Origin of the sequence: Actinocorallia populi, from assembly GCF_002995495.1 — a bacterium.
In the GTDB taxonomy this organism is placed as follows: Bacteria; Actinomycetota; Actinomycetes; order Streptosporangiales; family Streptosporangiaceae; genus Actinocorallia; species Actinocorallia populi.
This window is the reverse complement of record NZ_PVZV01000001.1, coordinates 224,403-239,882: the sequence shown is the minus strand read 5'-3', so window position 1 is coordinate 239,882 and position 15,480 is coordinate 224,403. Positions and strand designations below refer to the sequence as shown.

Genomic DNA, 15,480 nt, shown 5'->3' with positions numbered 1-15,480 from the left:
AGCCGGACGGGAGGGCGCCGGCTCACGAGCGGGAGTGCGGGGTCCTACTTGTTGGGCTGGGGGGTGACGCGGAGGTAGGGCTTCTTGGTCTCGAAGCCCTTGGGGAAGCGCTGCTTGGCCTCCTCGTCGGAGAGGGCGGGGGCGACGATGACGTTGTCGCCGTCCTTCCAGTCGGCCGGGGTGGCGACGGTGTACTGGGCGGTCAGCTGCAGGGAGTCGATGACGCGCAGGATCTCGTCGAAGTTGCGGCCGGTGGACGCCGGGTAGGTCAGGGTCAGCTTGACCTTGTTGTCCGGGCCGATGATGAAGACCGAACGCACGGTCAGGGTGTCGTTGGCGTTCGGGTGGATCATGTCGTACAGATCGGCGATCTTGCGGTCGGAGTCGGCGATCAGCGGGAAGTTCAGGGCGTTGCCGGTCACCTCCTCGATGTCACCGGCCCACGCGTGGTGGTCTTCCAGCGGGTCGACGGAGACGCCGATGGCCTTGACGTTCCGCTTGTCGAACTCCGGCTTGAGGCCGGCGACCCGGCCGAGCTCGGTGGTGCACACCGGGGTGAAGTCCTTCGGGTGCGAGAACAGCACCGCCCAGCTGTCGCCCTTCCACTCGTGGAAGCTGAGCGTGCCGTCAGTGGTGGCGGCGGTGAAGTCAGGGGCTTCGTCGCCGAGGCGCAGCGTGGCCATGGAGGTCCTTCCGGATAGGTAACCGACGCGGAGCCCGGCCGAGGACAGCCGGGCTTCCTCGACCAATAGTGGCATCTCCCGGTCGCGGGCCGCCGCTCGGAGGCGGTTCAGCGGGCGCGGAGTTCGAGCCAGATGCCGCCCGGGGCCAGGCCGGTGACGGCCTGGGCGTCGCCGGCGGCGGCGGTGGCGCCGAACGACGCGCCGTGCCGGGCCAGGAGCGTCCGCGCGGCGGGCAGCGAGGCGACGGAGAACGACAACACCATCTGGCCGGGCCGGAGGGGGCGGCCGGGGTCCGGGACGAGGGGGACGTCGGGGGTGTCGAAGGCCAGGAGCTCCAGGCGGGACGGGGTCATCGCGGCGTCCGCGAGCAGGGCCATGCTGAAGGGGGCGGGCTCGGGGAGCGCCATCAGGGCGGCCACGTCCGGGTCGGGGCCGAAGACGTTGCGGCGGGTCTCGGGCAGGCCGGCCGCGGCGAAGAACTCCAGGGACGGGGCGAGCTCGGGGACGATCCAGATGAGGCTGTGGACCTGGGAGTGGAGGCGGGACGGGTCGTCGTCGAGGACGCTGGGCAGGCGGCGCTCGGCGCTCAGCAGGACCACCGGGCCGCCGCCGGGGATGATGCAGAACGTGCCGGACATGGTGAAGAAGGCGGTCTTGAAGACGGCGGTCTCGCCGACCTCCGCGCCGCCCTCCCTGGCCAGGAGGGAGCCCTTCTCCTGGTCGAGGCAGTAGACGTCGATGGCGTGCCCGCCGGTCCGGTACGCGTTGTACTCCAGGGGCTCCTCGTCGGTGTGCACCAGGCGGATCCGGCCGGGGAGCGACTGGCCGGACGCGTCGCGCACGGCGTAGGTGCGCTGCTCCGCCTCGCCGGTGAGCCCGTACAGCGCCTGCGCGGCGTCCGAGGAGAGCACGGTCTTGCTGGTTTCGGTGAAGCCGAGGTTCTGCAGGAAGGCCGCGGTGGCGTCCATCGTGTTCGTGCCGAGGACGACGGCGTCCGGGCTGGACAGCGGGAGGGTCATGGTGTCACTGCCTTATTCGGGGAGGACCAGGGCCTTGCCTGGACCTGCCTGGGTGGGCTTCGGCGAGGGGGCGGCGCCCGCCGGCGCGGGGATGAGGCGGCCGGCGTCCGGATCGCCGAACCCGTGGCACCGCGCTGCCTTCATGACGCTGCTCCCTCGTTCTTCCGGATCTTTACAGGGCTCGGAGGTGATCGGCGAGCTTTGTGCGGTAAATGGTGACGTTGGTCAGTTTCAGCTCCTCGTAACCGCGCACCAGGTCGGGCAGCTCGGCCAGTTCGGCCACGGCCGCCCGGTTTTCGGGTGTCAGGGACCGCAGGGCCGTGGCCACCGCCTCGGTGTACTCCGGGACGAGCTCCCGCTCCACGACCCGCACCCGGGCGCGGCCGAAGGGGTCCAGCCGGGTCCCGCGCAGCCGCCGCAGACCGTGGAGGGCCCGGAAAACGGGCCTGAACCACGGCCCGAGGCTGATCTTCCGGTCCAGGCCCAGCGCGCGCAGCACGGGGGGATGGATCCGGTAGGAGTACCTCGCGCCTTCGCCGAACCGCTCCCGGACGGCCTGCTCGAACGCGGGATCGAGCGAGAGCCGGGCGACTTCGTACTCGTCCTTGTAGGCCATGAGCTTGTAGAGGTTGCGCGCCACGGCGCGGGTGACGGCCCCGGCTTCACCGCAGGTCTCGGCCTCCCGGGAACGCACCCGCTCCAGGAACCCGGCATACCGCTTCGCATACCTCTCGTCCTGATAGGCGATGAGTTCGGCGACCCGCCGGGAGACGAGATCCGCGAGCTCGACGTCCTCCCCCGAGCGCACCGAAGCGGCGATCGCCGCGACACGGCCGGAGGGAGCGCCGCGGTGCACGGCGCGCGAGGGCAGGGCGGCCCGGAGCCCTTCCGGGTCGGCGACGAGCTGGCGGCCGCGACGGAACGCCTCGATGTTGCGCTCGACGGCCACCCCGTTGAGCGCGATCGCCTGCTCCAGCTTGTCCGCCGGTACCGGCAGCGCCCCGGCCTGCACCGCCACGCCGACGAGGAAGACGTTGGCGTACTGGTCGTCGTCGAACAGCCCCCGGACGGCCGCCCCCGCGTCGGTGAAGACGCCGTCCTCCCGGCGGGTCAGGGCCCGGACGCCGTCGGCGATCCCGTCCACGGGCGGGAAGGACGTCCGGACGTCGGTCACCATCGGACCCGTCGGCACCTTGGACGTGGAGACGACCGCGATGGTCCGCTCGGGGGAGGTGACGGCCAGGTTCGCCTCGCTCGCGGCCACCAGCAGGTCGCAGCCCAGATAGAGGTCGCACTCGCCGGGGCCGACCTTGTTGGCGCCCAGGAACGGGGAGTCCGACAGCCTGATGTCGGAGACGACCGCGCCGCCCTTCTGCGCCAGGCCCAGCTGGTCCAGGCCGCGCACGTGCAGGCCCGCCATCGTCGCGGCGGTCGAGATGATCTGCGCGGTCGTCACGACGCCCGTCCCGCCGATCCCGGTGAGGCGCATGGCGAAGTCGGCGGCGCCGACCTTGAGCACCGGTTCGGGCAGGTCCCGGCCGGTGAAGGGCTCCGCGGCCCGCGCGGCCTTCCTGCCGGGGCGGACGGTGACGAACGACGGGCAGTCCCCGTCCAGGCACGAGAGGTCCTTGTTGCAGGAGGCCTGGTGGATCTGGGTCTTGCGCCCGAACTCGGTCTCCACGGGGTGCACCGAGAGGCAGTTCGACACCGCCCCGCAGTCGCCGCAGCCCTCGCACACCCGCTCGTTGACGAAGACGTGCTCGGCGGGGACCGCGGCACGGCCGCGCTTGCGCTTGCGGCGGAGCTCGGTGGCGCACTCCTGGTCGTGGATCAGCACGGTGACGCCCGCGACGGCGGCCAGCTCCTCCTGCGTCCGCAGCAGGTCGTCCCTGTGCCGGACCTCGACGCCCCGGGGGAGCCGCGCCTTGCGGTACCGTCCGGGGTCCTCCGTGGTGATCACCACCCGGGCGGCGCCCTCGGCGAGCAGGGACCGGACGACCTGGGGGACCGCCATCCGGCCGACCGCCCGCTGCCCGCCCGTCATGGCCACGGCGTCGTTGTAGAGCAGCTTGTAGGTGATGTTCGAGCCCGCCGCGACGGACGCGCGGATCGCGAGGCTTCCGGAGTGGTGGAAGGTGCCGTCCCCGAGGTTCTGGATGAGGTGCTTGCGCCCGGTGAACGGCGAGATCCCGATCCAGGGCGCGCCCTCGCCGCCCATCTGGCAGAGCCCGATGATGTCGCCGACGCGTTCCTTGGGCATCAGCGTGGCCAGGGTGTGGCAGCCGATGCCGGCCCCGACCAGCGAACCCGGGGGCACGGCGGTGGAGCGGTTGTGCGGGCAGCCGGAGCAGAAGTAGGGGGTCCGGGCCACCACCGGCAGCAGCGGGCGGGGCCGGGCGGCCTTCACCGCCCGGAACCGGTCGTCGTCGAGGTGCGCGAGCAGCCGGGGAGCGAGCGCCTCGGCGATGAGGTGCGGCGGGAGGTCGGCGTGCGAGCGGAGCAGGGGCTCGTCCGACGGGGTGCGCTTGCCGGACACCAGGGGAGCGCCCGGCCGTCCGTAGAGGAGGTCCTTGAGCGCCGGTTCGATGAACGGCCGTTTCTCCTCGACGACGACGATCTCCGCGAGGCCGTCGGCGAACTCCGCCACGATCCGGGGCTCCAACGGGGAGATCATCCCGAGCTTGAGGATCCGGATCCCCGAGGACGCCAGATCCGCCCGGGAGACGCCGAGCGCCGTCAGCGCCTGGTGCACGTCGAGGTACGTGCCTCCGGCCGCGACGATCCCGACCTTCGCCCGCGGGTCGCCCTCGATCTTGTTGAGCCCGTTCGCGTACGCGTACCGGCGGGCCAGCTCCGCCCGCGACGTGACCAGGCTCTCCTCCAGCACGGCCAGGTTCGGCTGGAGGAAGTCCGCCGAGACCCCGTGGACGAAAGGCCGCCCGTCGATGTCGCGATCCGGCAGGACCGGCGTCATCTGGTCGCCGCGGACGACCGTGGTGCCCGTGCCGTCCACGACGTTCGTGGCCAGCTTCAATCCCGCCCACAACCCGCTGAACCGGGACAGCGCGATCCCGTGCAGCCCCAGGTCCAGGATGTCCTGCGGGTCGGCCGGGGACAGCACGGCCATGCCGATGCCCGCCATGGCGCTCTCGGACCCGCTCGGCACCGTCGAGGACTTCGCGATCGAGTCGTCGCCCACCAGCGCGAGCGCACCGCCGGTCGGCGACGCGCCCCCGAGGTTCGCGTGCCGCAGCGCGTCGGTGGCCCGGTCGAGGCCGGGCGCCTTGCCGTACCAGATGCCCAGGACCCCCTCGTGGAGGCGGTCCTCGAACGCGGGCACGAGCTGCGACCCCTGCACCGCGTTGGCCGCGAGTTCTTCGTTGACCGCGGGCCGGAACACGACGTCATGCGCGTCGAGCAGCTTCTTCCGCCGGTTCAGTTCGAGGTCGTAGCCGCCCAGCGGAGAGCCTTCGTACCCGGAGACGAAGACCGCAGTTTTCAGCCCCCGGCGGCGGTCCATGCGCATCTGGTCGAACGGGATCCGCACCAGTGCCTGCAGTCCCGAGAGGTGTACCTCCCCGTCGAGCATCTCGTAGCGGTCTTCCAGTCGTACGGGACGGTCGGCGGTGGCTGTCACGGTCGCGGCCTCCTTCGAGGAAGGTACGGGGAGCTGCGACAACGACAGTAATCTTCGGAGGCCGATCACCGACAGTGTCAGTTCCCGTCGTCGTCTCCCGTCGGGAAGTCGAGAGCGGTGCCGTACAGGCGCGTCACCCGCAGCCGGATCACCACGCGCCGCTCCGCCACGAGCCGGGCGAGGAAGGCGGCCTCCTCCGCGGGGTCGTCGAAGCCGGGGGTGAGGGACAGCAGCTCCCTGCCGGTCGCGTCACCGGGTTCGACCGTCGGCTCCGAGATCTCCGCCTCGCCCTCGGCGACGGCGAACGACCAGACGTCGGGGCCGTTCACGTGCAGGGCCAGACGGGGGTCGTTGCGGATGTGGCGGGTCTTGAGCCGTCCTTCGGTGGTGGAGACCCGGATGATCCGTTCCGCCGGGTCCCAGCGGTAGAGGACGGTGGACAGGTGCGGGTGGCCGCTGCGCTTCACGGTCGCCAGCACGCCGAACTCCTGCGCTCCGATGAGGTCCGAGGCCTCCTTCTCGCTGAGGGCGCGCGGCGCGGGTCCTGCTTCTTCTTCCGGGGGTGCGGTGGTGGGCTCGGCCATCTGGATCAGCGCCTCTCTGCGGTTCGTTCCGTGACAGAAGGGACATTAGCAGATGGTTTTGTTGTAGACAATCTCGGACGGGGCCCTGTGGATCAGCCGGGGGTGACGCGGCGCCAGCGGGCTTCGCAGCAGGAGTAGACGCCGAAGAGGACGAGGCCCAGGGCGACGACGGCCAGGAGCCAGGGGCCCGCGGGGGTGCCGGCGAGTTCGCGGAGGGTGCCGTCGATGCCCTTGGCCTTGCCGGCGTCGAAGGTGATCGCGGCGTAGGAGAGGAAGGCGCCGATGCCCACGTAGACGGCGGAGCGGGCCGTGTAACCGGCCATGCCGAGCTTCTCGACGACCTCGCGGGCGTTGCCGGTGACGTTGAGCCTGTCCATGAAGTCCTTGTGCGCCACCGCCTGCCAGGCCATCCACGCGGCACCGGCGATGAGGGCGAGACCGGCCAGCAGGACGAGCCAGCGACCGCCCGGGATGTCCTGCATCGCCTGGGCGGTGAGGTCCTTGGACTGCGAGTCGGTCGACTTCTGGTCGCCGGCTCCGAGCGTGAACAGGAGGGTCGTGACGAACAGGGCGGTGTAGACGACGCCCCGTCCCAGGGACATGAGCCGCTCGGACGCCTTGTGGCCGTCGGGGCCCGCCGCCCCGAAGGCGGCCTCGGCCAGCCGCCACAGCGCCAGCCCGCCCAGCCCGGCGACGATCAGCCAGAGCAGGAACTCGCCGCCGGGCTGGGCGGCCAGCGTCTGGATGGCTCCCGAGTTGTCGGCCTCCTCGCCGCCCGAGCCGAAGGCGATCTGGAGGGCCAGCAGCCCCATGAGTACGTAGAGGACGCCGCGCACGGCCAGTCCCAGCCGTGCCAGCAGGCCCATCGTCTTGCTCTGCGAGGCCTGCCGCGCCTGTCTTTCCGGACTAATTACCATGAAGCCCCTGTGCCCAGGACAAACTTCACCAAAACGAGTGCGGCGGGCGGTGGCACATCGTGCGAAGGCCTTTCCGCAGGTCGGAGAAGGTGCCCGTGGAACCCTGGGTGAGAGGACTCACGGAGGTCCGAAGAAAATCAGGGAACTTCAGCGAGGGATGTAGAGAAGGCGGCGACGGCTCCGACCACCGGATGAGAACGCGCCGCAGGGGCGCGGAACCGGCAGAGAGGACCCCACCATGGGCAAGCTGATCCACTTCGTGCACCAGTCCCTGGACGGCTTCATCGAGGGACCGAACGGAGAGTTCGACTGGCCGCTGATGGGCCCGGAGCTGTCCGCCTACTCCCAGGAGCTGAGCAGGGGCGGCAAGACCTTCCTGTACGGGCGGGTCGTGTGGGAGATGATGGCGAACTACTGGCCGAACGCCGAGCAGTACTCCACCGACGAGCACGACCTGGCGTTCGCGCCGATCTGGCGGGAGACGCCGAAGGTCGTCGTCTCCCGCACGCTGGAGAAGGCCGACTGGAACACCCGCGTGATCGGCGAGAACGCCGCCGAGGAGCTGACGGCGCTCAAGGAGTCCGGCACCGACCTGCTGCTGTTCGGCGGCTCCGAGCTCGCCTCGCACCTCACCGAGCAAGGCGTGATCGACGAGTACCAGGTGTGCGTCCACCCGGTGCTCCTCGGCGGCGGCAAGCCCGTCTTCCAGCCCCGGGGGCGGCGGGCGGGCCTGGAGCTCGTGGAGTCGCGGACGTTCGACTCCCAGGTCGTCCTGCTCCGCCACCGGAGGAAGCCCTGAAACGGGCGTTTCAGCCCATGTGCGGGTAGCGGTGGTCGGTCGGCGGGACGAAGGTCTCCTTGATCGTGCGGGTCGAGGTCCAGCGGAGCAGGTTCTGCGCGGAGCCCGCCTTGTCGTTGGTGCCCGAGGCGCGCCCGCCGCCGAAGGGCTGCTGGCCGACGACGGCTCCGGTGGGCTTGTCGTTGACGTAGAAGTTCCCGGCGGCGAACCGCAGGGCCGCGGTGGCATGGGCGATCGCGGCGCGGTCGCGGGCGATGACGGCTCCGGTCAGCGCGTACGGGCTGACCGATTCCATCTGGGCCAGCATGGCCTCGTAGTCGCCGTCCTCGTAGACATGGACGGCCAGGACCGGGCCGAAGAACTCGGTGCGGAACAGGTCGTGGCCGGGGTCGTCGCAGAGCAGGACGGTCGGGCGCACGAAGTAGCCCTCGGAGTCGTCGCAGGTGCCGCCCGCCACGATCCGGACGGCCGGGTCGGCGGCGGCGCCCTCCAGGACGCCCTTGAGCCGGCCGAAGGAGCGGGCGTCGATCACCGCGCCCATGAAGTTGCCCAGGTCGCGCACGTCGCCCATGGTCAGCCCGTCGACGACGGCGGCGAGCTCGTCCTCGATCCGGTGCCACAACGAGCGCGGGACGTAGGCGCGCGAGGCCGCCGAGCACTTCTGGCCCTGGTACTCGAACGCGCCGCGGACCATCGCCGTGACGAGGACGGCCGGGTCCGCCGACGGGTGCGCGACGATGAAGTCCTTGCCGCCCGTCTCGCCGACGAGCCGCGGGTAGGAGCGGTACCGCGGGAGGTTCTCGGCGACGGTGCGCCACAGGTGCTGGAAGGTCGGCGTGGAGCCGGTGAAGTGGATGCCCGCCAGGTCCGGGGAGGTCAGCGCGACGTCGGAGACGGCCAGCCCGTCACCGGTGACCATGTTGATCACGCCCGGCGGCAGCCCGGCCTCCTCCAGCAGCGCCATCGTGTGGTGCGCGGCGAACTGCTGGGTGATGGAGGGCTTCCACACCACGGTGTTGCCCATCAGGGCGGGCGAGGTGGGGAGGTTCGCGGCGATCGCGGTGAAGTTGAACGGGGTGACCGCGTAGACGAATCCCTCCAGCGGCCGGTGGTCGGCGCGGTTCCACACGCCGGGGGAGGACTCCGGCTGCTCGGCGAGGATCTGCCGCGCGTAGTGCACGTTGAAGCGCCAGAAGTCCGCGAGTTCGCAGGGCGCGTCGATCTCGGCCTGCTGGGCGGTCTTGGACTGGCCCAGCATGGTCGCGGCGGCGATCGTCTCCCGCCAGGGGCCCGTCAGCAGGTCCGCGGCGCGCAGCAGCACCGCGGCCCGGTCCTCGAAGCTCAGCTCCCGCCAGCCGGGGGCCGCCGCGCGGGCCGCCTCGACGGCCGCCTGCGCGTCGGCGTGGTCGGCGTGGGCGGTGACGCCCAGCACCTCGGCGTGCCGGTGCGGCTGGACGACCTGGACGCGCCCGCCGCCGCCCATGCGGCGCTCCCCGCCGATGGCGCAGGTCAGCTCGGCTCCGCCCGCCGACAGCTCTTCCAGCCGGGCCTCCAGCCGGGCCCGCTCGGGGCTGCCGGGCGCGTAGCCGTGCACGGGCTCGTTGACGGGCACGGGAACGTTCGTGATGGCGTCCATGAGGAGTCTCCGATCAACGACGGATGAGGAACGAACGAAGGAAGAAGACGAGGTTGGCCGGACGCTCCGCCAGGCGGCGCATGAAGTAGCCGTACCAGTCCGAGCCGTAGGGCACGTAGGCGCGGACCCGCCGGTGCTCCTCGGCGGCCAGCCGCCGCTGCTCGGCGTCGCGGATGCCGTAGAGCATCTGGAACTCGTACGAGTCGGGCCCGCGGCCGTACCGCTCGGCCAGCCGCAGGGCCAGGTCGATGATCCGCGGGTCGTGCGAGCCGACCATCGGGTAGCCGTCCCCGGCCATGAGGACGTTCAGGCACCGCGCGTACGCCCGGTCCACGTCCTCCTTGCGCTGGTGCGCCACCGAGGCGGGCTCCTTGTAGGCGCCCTTGACGAGCCGGACCCGCGACCCGGGGAGGGCCAGCGCCCGCACGTCCTGCTCGGTGCGGAACAGGGCGGCCTGCACGGCCACGCCGGTCCGCGGGAAGTCGCGCCGCAGCTCGGCGAGGATCGCCAGGGTGGAGTCGACGGTGGTGTGGTCCTCCATGTCGAGGGTGACCGTGGTGCCGATCGCCGCGGCGGCCTCGCACACCGCGCGGACGCCGTCGAGGGCGAGCCGGTGCCCGTCCGGCAGCGACTGGCCGAACGCCGACAGCTTCACCGACACCTCGGCGCGGTCCCCCAGGCCCTCGCCGCCCAGCGCGGCCAGCAGCGCGAGGTAGGAGTCACGGTTGCGGCGGGCCTGGGCGGGCTCGGTGATGTCCTCGCCCAGATGGTCGAGGGTGACGTCGACGCCCTGCGAGGCCAGCGTCCGGACGGACGCCAGCGCCTCGGCCAGGGCGTCCCCGGCGATGAACCGGTCGACGACGGGGCGCGTCACGGGGGCGCCGCTGACGAAACGGCGCATGAGCTCGCTGCGCGAGGCGGTGAGCAGCAGGGGCGTCAGCACGGCGGCCTCCTGGACGGGGAGCGGATTCCGGTCTTCTCGAACCTAGGAGCGGGGAGCCGGGAGGACCATCGACAACCGTCATGACCTGGGGCGGCACGCGTCATACATTTGTCTGAAGGGGGTGCCGGTGAGCGACTATCAGAGCCTGGTGGACGAGGTGTCCGGGCTGCTCCGGGCCCCCGTGACGCTGGAGGACCGGGAGTTCACGCTGATCGCCTTCAGCTCGCACGAGGACGAGCCGGACCCGGTGCGCGCCCGTTCGATCCTGAGCCGCAGGTCCTCCCCGAAGGTCCGCGCCTGGTTCGAGGGCTTCGGGATAGCGGAGGCGGCGGGGCCGGTGCGCACTCCCGCCGATCCCGCCACGGGGGTGCGCGGACGGTTGTGCCTCCCCGCCCGGCACGAAGGGCGCGCCTACGGCTACCTGTGGCTGCTGGACAACGGCGCCGTCGAGATCGATGATCCCCGGCTGGGCCGGGCCATGGCGCTGGCGGAACGGGCGGGAGCACTGCTGGCCGCCGAGGTCTGGAAGGGCGAGGCGGCCCCGCGCGCGTTCGCGCGCCTGCTGTCCGCCTCGGGCGCCGAACGCGCGGAGGGGTCCCGGGCCCTCGCCGCCATGGGCCACCCGATCTCCTCGGCGCGGGCCTCTGCGGTCGTGGTGAGTCCGGCGTCCGCATACGTGCGGGCCCGGATCCCGCACGGCGTCCTGGCGTACCAGAGCCCCGACGGACTGGCGCTTCTCGTCCCGCTGGCGGATCCTTCGGACACCTCGCCCGCCGAAGCCGCCGCCGTCCGGGTCCTCGGCCCCGCGCCGGACGCGCCACTCGCCGGGGTGGGCGGCGGACGGGCCCTCCTGGAGGAGGCCGTGGACTCCTGGCGGGAGGCCTGGACGGCGTTCCGGGCCGCCCGTGCCGAGCCCCGGCTGGGTCCGGTGGCCCGCTGGGGCGAGCTGGGCGCCTACCGCCTGATCGCCTCGCTGCCCCCGGCCCCGTCCGCCGATCCCGTCCTGCTCCCGCTGCTGGACGCCGCCCGCACCGACCTCCTGCACTCCGCCGAGACGTACCTCGACCACGCCGGCCACGTCCAGCGGGCCGCGGCCGCCCTTTCGGTGCACCGCCAGACGCTGTACTACCGGCTCTCCCGGATCGAGGCGCTCACCGGCCTGGACCTGGAGTCCGGCGAGGACCGCCTCCTGCTCCACCTGGCCGTCAAGGCGCACCGCCTGTCCTCCGTTCCCGAAGGGCCTCCGGCGGCCCGCTGAGCCCGGCCTGCCCGGCGGGAACCCCGGGATGCGAGGATGCGTTATGCGGGGGTGTGCAGGTGGTGAGGTCCTCGCCCGCTTGCGGATCCCCTTGAGAACTCGTGGAACGGTGTTGTCGTGGTCGTCGTCTTCGTTCTCGTCGCGGTCGCCGTCCTGACGTTGCTCGGCGTGCTGCACTGGTACGTCTGGCGGCGGCTGGTCAGGGACACGACGGCCCCCGGGTCGGCCGCGCGGCGGGCGGGCCGGATCGTGATGATCGGGCTGCCGCTGCTGACGGTCGCCACCTTCGTCGGCGGGAGGACGGTGCTGCCGTTCGAGGTGGTGCAGGTCATCGCCTGGCCGGGGTACCTGTGGCTGGCCGTCTTCCTGTACCTGCTGCTGGCGCTGGCGGTCGGCGAGCTCGTCCGGCCGCTGCTGGTCCGGCTGCCGCGCGAGAAGGAGGCGCCGCGCCAGGCCAAGGTGTCGGAGCTCGTGACGGTGCCGGCGGGGGAGGCGTCCGAGGAGTCCCCGGCGGCCGCTCCGGAGCCTGCGTCCGACGCGCCGGAGCGGGCCGGAGGCCCTTCGCGGCGGCTCTTCGTCTCCCGCGTGGTGGCGGGGACAGCCGCGGCCGCCGCGCTCGGGACGGTCGGCTACGGCGCGTACGGGACGCTCCGCGGGCCGAAGGTCAAGCGTGTGACGGTCCCGCTGGCCAAGCTGCCGCGCAGCGCGCACGGCTTCCGGATCGCCGTCGTCAGCGACATCCACCTCGGCCCGGTCCTGGGCCGCGGTTTCGCCCAGCGGGTCGTCGACACGATCAACGCCACCCAGTCGGACGCCATCGCCGTCGTCGGCGACCTCATCGACGGGAACGTCGAGGACCTGGGCCCCGCCGTGGCGCCCCTGGCCGGGCTGCGCGCCCGGCACGGCGCCTACTTCGTGACCGGCAACCACGAGTACATCTCCGGCGCGGAGCAGTGGGTCGAGCACGTCCAGGGGCTCGGCCTGCACCTGCTGCCCAACGCCCGCGTCGAGCTGCCCGGCTTCGACCTCGCCGGCGTCAACGACCTGGCGGGCGAGGACGAGGGGCAGGGCCCGGACTTCGCCCGCGCGCTCGGCGACCGCGACCGCACGCGCGCCTCCGTACTGCTCGCCCACCAGCCCGTGGTCGTCCACGACGCCGTCCGCCACGGGGTGGACCTCCAGCTGTCCGGGCACACGCACGGCGGGCAGATGTGGCCCGTCAGCTACGTGGCGGCCCTGGCCAACCCGACCCTCGCCGGGCTGGAGCGCTACGAGGACACCCAGCTGTACGTCTCCCGGGGCGCGGGCGCGTGGGGCCCGCCGGTCCGGGTCGGCGCGCCCTCCGACATCACCGTGATCGAGCTGGCCTCCCGGCAGGCCTGAGCCCCGGGATCAGCCGGCGTCTCCGGCGGGTTCCTCCAGGCGGGCGAGGACCCGGGTGGCGAGCTCCTCCAGGGCGGTGATCTGCTCGGGGGACAGGGCGTCGATGAACAGGCGGCGGACGGTCTCGACGTGGTCGGGGGCCGCCTCGGTGATCGCCCGGCGGCCCGCCTCGGTGAGCAGCACGTAGGCGCCGCGCCCGTCCTCGTCGCACTCCTCGCGCCGGACGAGGCCGCGTTTCTGCATGCGGCTCAGGTGGTGGGAGAGGCGGCTCTGCTCCCAGTGCAGCTCGTGCTGCAGCTCGTAGGGGCGCAGCCGCCCATCGGGGGCGTCGGTGAGGTGGACGAGGACGTCGTAGTCGGCCAGGGACAGGCCGGAGGAGGCCTGCAGGCGCCGGTTGAGTTCCGCGCCGAGCGCTCCCTGCAGGCGCAGGTAGGCACGCCAGGAGCGCTGCTCGTCGTCGTTCAGCCACCGGGTGTCGCTCATGGCCTCACTGTAGCGGTTTAGATGACATGTCATCTTGCGGAATGAGCGGGGACCCGGATAGGTTGGGGCAGGTACATGACACGTCATCTTCTTGGGAGGGTCACGATGGCCGCCACTTCGACCCCGCAGATCGACATCCGCCGCTCCGCCGAGCGCTTCCCCACCGAGGCCGGCTGGCTGACCTCCCGGCACTCCTTCTCCTTCGGCCACCACCACGACCGCGCCAACACCCACCACGGGGTGCTGCTGGTCAACAACGACGACGTCGTACGGCCCGGCACCGGCTTCGACACCCACCCGCACCGGGACATGGAGATCGTCACCTGGGTGCTCCAGGGTTCGCTGGTCCACCAGGACTCCGAGGGGCACAACGGCGTCATCTACCCCGGCCTCGCCCAGCGGATGAGCGCGGGCACCGGCATCCGGCACTCGGAGAAGAACGACTCCTGGCGGCTGCGGGGCGGCGACGCCCACGACGAGCCGGTGCACTTCGTGCAGATGTGGGTCGTCCCCGACGAGGCCGGCATCGCCCCCGGCTACGAGCAGCTGGAGATCGGCGACGAGCTCCTCAAGGGCGGCCTCGTGCCGGTCGCGTCCGGCATGGACAAGCACCGCGACGCCGCGGCCATCCGCATCAAGAACCGCTACGCGGGCCTGTACGCCGCCCGCCTCGCGGCCGGCCAGAGCGTGCAGTTGCCCGAAGCCCCCTATCTGCACCTGTTCGTCCCGCGTGGCAGGGTGAACCTGGAAGGCGCCGGAGCACTGGACACCGGGGACGCGGTGCGCTTCACCGCCACGGGCGGCCAGCAGGTCACCGCGGTGGCGGACGCCGAGATCCTGGTGTGGGAGATGCACGCCGCCGTCGCCGCCTGAACCCGACCCCCTGAAGGAGCGCAGCATGCAACAGCAGCAGACCCGGGTCACCGAGGACCCGCAGGCCCACCGCTTCGAGGTCTTCCTCGACGACGACCTGGCCGGTTTCATCGACTACAAGCGCACCGCTGCGGGCCTGTCGTTCCTGCACACCGAGATCGACCCGCGGTTCGGGGGCCGCGGGCTCGGCTCGGTCCTGGTCCGCGGCGCCCTGGACGCGGCCCGCGCCCAGGGCCTCGACGTCCTTCCGTTCTGCCCGTTCGTGCGCCGCTACATCCAGCGCCACCCCGAATACCTCGACCTGGTCCCCGCCGACCGCCGCGCCCGCTTCGAGCTCGGCTCAGAGGGCTCGGGGACGGCGTCCCCGGCCTGACTCAGCGGGCGGGGTCGGGCTCGGCCTCCGGAAGGAGCGGGGCCAGGCTCCCGGCGAGGCCGCCGAGCAGGGTGATGCCGTGGCGCTCCCACTCCGGCCCGTAGAGCGAGGTGGCGCGCCTCTCCAGGTCGGCGGCGAAACCCGCCGCGCTGGAGGGGCGGTGCAGGAGGCTCTTGGCGAGGCCGCTGAGGACGAGGTCGTGCAGCGGCTCGGGGACGTGGTCGAGGGGGACCGGCTCCGACAGGTGGGCCTCCTTGGCGGCGCCCAGGGGAGGGCGGCCGGTGAGGCACTCGAAGAAGACGCAGGTGACGGCGTAGACGTCGGTCGCCGGGACGGCGGAGGCGTTCAGCCACTGCTCCGGCGCCTTGTAGGCCGGGGTGCCCGGATGCCGGCGCTCCCCGGCCAGCGTGCCGACGCCGAAGCCGACGAGCTTGCTCAGCCCGTTGCGGCGCACCACGATGTTCGCGGGCTTGCAGTCGCGGTGCACGATCCCCCGCGAGTGCGCCTCCTGCAGCCCGAGCAGCGACCTCTTGAGCACCGCCAGCGCCGCCTCGGGCGACAGGTGCCCGTGCCAGGTCAGGACGTCCCGCAGGGGGACGCCGTCGACGGCCTCCAGGAGGATCGCCGCGACGGGACCCTGGTCCAGGTGCCCGTACCAGCGGGCCACGTACGGGCTGAAGATCTGCTGGATGAGGGACGACTCCTCCTCGAACCTGCGGCGGGTCGCCGGGTTCGTCGAGGTCAGGTACTTGATGACATAGGGCTTGCCGGAGCTGTGGTGGCGGACCAGGACCGTACGGCCCTGTGACCCGCTGCTCAGCTCCCGTACCTCGTCGTATCCGGGGACGCGCCAGGTCCCGACCACTCCCATGGGGGGCAGATTACTGAATCG

General features: G+C 72.2%; 15 protein-coding genes. 5 read left to right on the top strand and 10 right to left on the bottom strand.

The window, feature by feature from the left end; translation table 11 throughout:
• Positions 1-44: 44 nt before the first annotated feature.
• The 6 genes from C2865_RS01235 to C2865_RS01215 form a co-directional block, all read right to left on the bottom strand.
• Entirely contained in the window at positions 45-683 is a 639-nt protein-coding gene (locus C2865_RS01235; RefSeq protein WP_106397415.1) for a peroxiredoxin, read from the bottom strand.
• A 107-nt stretch (positions 684-790) separates the two neighbouring features.
• Complete coding sequence (locus C2865_RS01230) at positions 791-1,702, bottom strand: hypothetical protein (protein WP_106396407.1); 912 nt, start codon at positions 1,700-1,702, stop codon at positions 791-793.
• A 12-nt stretch (positions 1,703-1,714) separates the two neighbouring features.
• Entirely contained in the window at positions 1,715-1,846 is a 132-nt protein-coding gene (locus C2865_RS41275; RefSeq protein ID WP_269802682.1) for a hypothetical protein, read from the bottom strand.
• A gap of 28 nt (positions 1,847-1,874) precedes the next feature.
• Positions 1,875-5,339, bottom strand: a complete 3,465-nt coding sequence (locus tag C2865_RS01225) for an indolepyruvate ferredoxin oxidoreductase family protein (protein WP_106396406.1) — start codon at positions 5,337-5,339, stop codon at positions 1,875-1,877.
• 77 nt (positions 5,340-5,416) lie between these two features.
• Positions 5,417-5,923 (bottom strand): PPOX class F420-dependent oxidoreductase, encoded by a 507-nt coding sequence (locus C2865_RS01220; RefSeq protein ID WP_106396405.1) that lies wholly within the window; start codon positions 5,921-5,923, stop codon positions 5,417-5,419.
• 92 nt (positions 5,924-6,015) lie between these two features.
• Positions 6,016-6,840 (bottom strand): DUF1206 domain-containing protein, encoded by an 825-nt coding sequence (locus tag C2865_RS01215; RefSeq protein WP_106396404.1) that lies wholly within the window; start codon positions 6,838-6,840, stop codon positions 6,016-6,018.
• 238 nt (positions 6,841-7,078) lie between these two features.
• Between C2865_RS01215 and C2865_RS01210 the strand changes: the two genes are divergently transcribed.
• On the top strand, positions 7,079-7,639 hold the full coding sequence (locus C2865_RS01210; RefSeq protein ID WP_106396403.1) for a dihydrofolate reductase family protein: 561 nt from the start codon (positions 7,079-7,081) through the stop codon (positions 7,637-7,639).
• A 10-nt stretch (positions 7,640-7,649) separates the two neighbouring features.
• On the opposite strand, the gene pruA is transcribed toward C2865_RS01210, so the two are convergent.
• The gene (gene pruA, locus C2865_RS01205; protein WP_106396402.1) at positions 7,650-9,275 is read right to left on the bottom strand and encodes an L-glutamate gamma-semialdehyde dehydrogenase; all 1,626 of its coding nucleotides are present in this window, start codon (positions 9,273-9,275) and stop codon (positions 7,650-7,652) included.
• A gap of 13 nt (positions 9,276-9,288) precedes the next feature.
• Complete coding sequence (locus tag C2865_RS01200) at positions 9,289-10,218, bottom strand: proline dehydrogenase family protein (RefSeq protein ID WP_106396401.1); 930 nt, start codon at positions 10,216-10,218, stop codon at positions 9,289-9,291.
• Positions 10,219-10,345: 127 nt separating this feature from the next.
• On the opposite strand from C2865_RS01200, the gene C2865_RS41270 reads away from it, so the two are divergent.
• Both C2865_RS41270 and C2865_RS01190 read left to right on the top strand, forming a co-directional pair.
• Positions 10,346-11,476 carry a PucR family transcriptional regulator gene (locus C2865_RS41270; protein WP_269802681.1) on the top strand — a complete coding sequence of 377 codons (1,131 nt, stop codon included), beginning with the start codon at positions 10,346-10,348 and terminating at the stop codon, positions 11,474-11,476.
• Positions 11,477-11,593: 117 nt separating this feature from the next.
• The gene (locus C2865_RS01190) at positions 11,594-12,859 is read left to right on the top strand and encodes a metallophosphoesterase (protein WP_106396399.1); all 1,266 of its coding nucleotides are present in this window, start codon (positions 11,594-11,596) and stop codon (positions 12,857-12,859) included.
• A 9-nt stretch (positions 12,860-12,868) separates the two neighbouring features.
• On the opposite strand, the gene C2865_RS01185 is transcribed toward C2865_RS01190, so the two are convergent.
• Positions 12,869-13,342, bottom strand: coding sequence for a MarR family winged helix-turn-helix transcriptional regulator (locus C2865_RS01185; RefSeq protein WP_106396398.1), 474 nt, complete (start codon positions 13,340-13,342; stop codon positions 12,869-12,871).
• A gap of 105 nt (positions 13,343-13,447) precedes the next feature.
• Between C2865_RS01185 and C2865_RS01180 the strand changes: the two genes are divergently transcribed.
• A complete protein-coding gene (locus C2865_RS01180; RefSeq protein WP_106396397.1) occupies positions 13,448-14,215 on the top strand; it encodes a pirin family protein in 768 nt (255 codons plus the stop codon).
• Positions 14,216-14,225: 10 nt separating this feature from the next.
• Entirely contained in the window at positions 14,226-14,588 is a 363-nt protein-coding gene (locus tag C2865_RS01175; RefSeq protein WP_332873340.1) for a GNAT family N-acetyltransferase, read from the top strand.
• A gap of 1 nt (position 14,589) precedes the next feature.
• Here the strand turns inward: C2865_RS01175 and C2865_RS01170 are convergent, their stop codons facing one another.
• On the bottom strand, positions 14,590-15,459 hold the full coding sequence (locus tag C2865_RS01170; protein ID WP_106396395.1) for a serine/threonine-protein kinase: 870 nt from the start codon (positions 15,457-15,459) through the stop codon (positions 14,590-14,592).
• Positions 15,460-15,480 lie beyond the last annotated feature (21 nt).